This is a genomic window from Mesorhizobium sp. M2A.F.Ca.ET.067.02.1.1, from assembly GCF_004023285.1.
GTDB lineage: Bacteria > Pseudomonadota > Alphaproteobacteria > Rhizobiales > Rhizobiaceae > Mesorhizobium.
In genome coordinates this window covers 1-2,657 of record NZ_RZSB01000796.1, presented here as the reverse complement: position 1 = coordinate 2,657, position 2,657 = coordinate 1, and the positions used below count along the sequence as shown (strand labels likewise).

The window sequence follows — 2,657 nt, the reverse complement described above, 5'->3', positions numbered from 1 at the left end:
ATCTTCTCGAGCGAGGCGTTGTTCGGCAGGAAAATGGTGGCCGGCACCTGTGCCATGAAGCCGGCGCGGGCCGTGGCGATGCCGTGATTTCCCCCTGATGCGGTGACGATGCCATGAGCGATGTCGGCAGCATCGAGCGCCAGCAGCCGGTTCGTGGCGCCCCGCGCCTTGAACGAGCCCGTGACCTGCAGCAGCTCAAGCTTCAAAGCAAGCCGATAGCCTTCGCCAACTCCCGACTCGAGATTGGTCGCCTCGACCACCGGCGTGCGGCGGACATTGCCCCTGATGCGCTCGGCCGCGGCCCGGATGTCGTTCAGCTCGACGATCATGCGATCGCTCCCTCATAGGGCGCGGCCACCGTCACGCAGCAATTACCGACGCCGACCGGCCAGGCTGCCGACGACTATAGACCATCCCGTCGGCGGCGTAGAGCACCATCGAAAGCATCACGCTAAATCGCGTCGATCGGTTCTGGCGAAGCGGTGCCACGGCGCATCTTCCGGTTGAGGCGTGAAGAGAGTTTGCAGACAAGAGGGCCGCAGGTTAGCGTTGATCCATGTTCATTTCCGCATAGGGCAATGATGAGATGACACCCCGAACCAAGTACGCGCGAAGCGGGGAGGTGGCCATCGCCTATCAGGTCTGGGGGAGTGGCCCAATAGACCTTGTTTGGGCACCGGGAACGGCATCCCACCTCGATCTGGAATGGGAAATGCCACTGCGCGCTCTGTTTTTCGAGAAGCTCGGGGCGTTCTGCCGGGTCATCAAGTTCGACAAGCGTGGAACCGGGCTGTCCGATCGCCCAATCCGAATGGCGACTCTTGAGGAACGGACCGACGACATCCGGGCCGTGATGGATGCCGAGAAGGTTGAGCGTGCCAGTCTTTTCGGTGTTTCCGAGGGGGGCTCGATGACAAGTTTGTTTGCTGCCTTGAACCCGGACCGCGTGAGATCGCTAATCGTCTGGGGCACGCAAGCTCGTTGGTGCGCTTCAGAAGACCACCCATGGGGTTTGTCGTCCGAGGCGTATGATCAGCTTATCAAGGATGTGGCTGAGAACGGCCCCTCAGACGAGTACATCCGTGGAGCAGGGGTCGGGCTGGGGCGTAGTGTCGATCAAACGGTGGTCGATGCCCAAGCGCGTGTTATGAGGGCCGCCGCGAGCCCGTCCGCATATGCGGCCTACGAAGCGATGAATCGGGACATCGATATCCGGAATATCCTTCCTGCGATCTCAATGCCAACGCTAGTCATGATCCGTTCCCACGATCCGGTTGCATCGGCTGAAGCCGCGCGCGACATGGCGCGGCGCATACCTCAAGCAGAAATGAGGGAGTATCCCGGAGACATACACACCTTCGTCGCCAAGGACATGGATACGATCCTGGCCGACATTCAGTCGTTTTTGACCGGTGTGACGCCGGAGGTTACGCCTGACCGAAAGCTAGCCGCGATACTGTTCCTCGACATCGTGTCATCAACGGACCATCTAGCGAGGGACGGGGATCAAGCATGGAGCAATACGCTAACCTCCTATTACAACGTCGTACGCAAGGAAATCGCACGCTACCGCGGCGAGGAGTTTTCGGTTGCCGGTGATGGTTTCTTGGCACTGTTCGACGGGCCAGCGCGCGCGGTACGGTGTGCCCTCACCATTGCCGCCTCGGTGAAGCAGCTTGAGATCGACATTCGAGCGGGTGTTCACGTCGGGGAATGTGCGATTGTCGGGACCAACGTAACAGGCCTCGCTATCCACACAGGAGCAAGGATCATGAGTTCAGCGGAGGCCGGAATGGTTTTGACCTCTCAAACCGTGAGGGACTTGGTGGCAGGCTCAGGCCTACGTTTCGCAGATCACGGAGAGCACGTGCTCAAAGGTGTGCCTGACAAACACCGCTTATTCCTGGCGATGTTGGAAGAGGGGCAGCTTCCTGGCGATACCCGGCTGATCTAAGCTGTTCCATGCTCGTAAGGGCAACGAGCAGGCAGCTCCGCCTTCGGCCCCCATGCTGCCCGTCGGCAACGCGCCTCAACGCGGACGTTTTGGTAAACTTCACCGCGCCCAATAGCGGACGCGCCTCGGGTCCCCGATCTCTCAACTCCCAAGCACATCCTCGATATAAATCGGCAGCTTGCGCACTCGTTTTCCCGTGGCGTGGAAAACTGCGTTGGCTATGGCTGGAGCGGTTCCGACTAAGGCGATCTCACCAAGGCCCTTCACTCCCAACGGGTTTACATGGGGATCGACCTCTTCGACAAAATGCGCCTCGAGTTGGTGAACGTCGAGGTTCACAGGCATGAGGTAATCGGCCATATGCGCGTTAACCGGCCGGCCGTCGCGGGCATCCAGGACGGTGCGCTCCATTAGAGCCATGCCGATACCTCCTATCATACCGCCGGTGCACTGACTCCTGGCGAGCAGCGGGTTGACGACGCGGCCGATACCGTATGCACCCACGAGACGGCGCATGCGGATCGTTCCCACGTCCGGATCGATTGCGACCTCCGCCAGGACTGCGCCGAACGAATGCATCGAGTATTTCTCGGCCAATTCCTGCGCCCGCTGGGCAGAACCTCTCGCCTCAATCGGGGACCCTGAACCATTGACAATGTCTTGGTAAGATAGGCCCTGGGAAGGATCACCCCGACGCTGTAGC

The 2,657-nt window shown here is 60.2% G+C and carries 3 protein-coding genes; 1 reads left to right on the top strand and 2 read right to left on the bottom strand.

Annotated elements, in window-relative coordinates:
• Positions 1-329 (bottom strand): pyridoxal-phosphate dependent enzyme (locus EOA28_RS31915; RefSeq protein ID WP_128315664.1); only part of this gene is annotated, 329 nt, incomplete at its 3' end.
• Between the two features lie 293 nt (positions 330-622).
• On the opposite strand from EOA28_RS31915, the gene EOA28_RS31910 reads away from it, so the two are divergent.
• Positions 623-1,954, top strand: a complete 1,332-nt coding sequence (locus EOA28_RS31910; protein WP_189342310.1) for an adenylate/guanylate cyclase domain-containing protein — start codon at positions 623-625, stop codon at positions 1,952-1,954.
• Positions 1,955-2,095: 141 nt separating this feature from the next.
• Here EOA28_RS31910 and EOA28_RS31905 read toward each other — a convergent pair.
• A partial coding sequence (locus EOA28_RS31905; RefSeq protein ID WP_148670988.1) for a molybdopterin cofactor-binding domain-containing protein occupies positions 2,096-2,657 on the bottom strand: 562 nt, incomplete at its 5' end.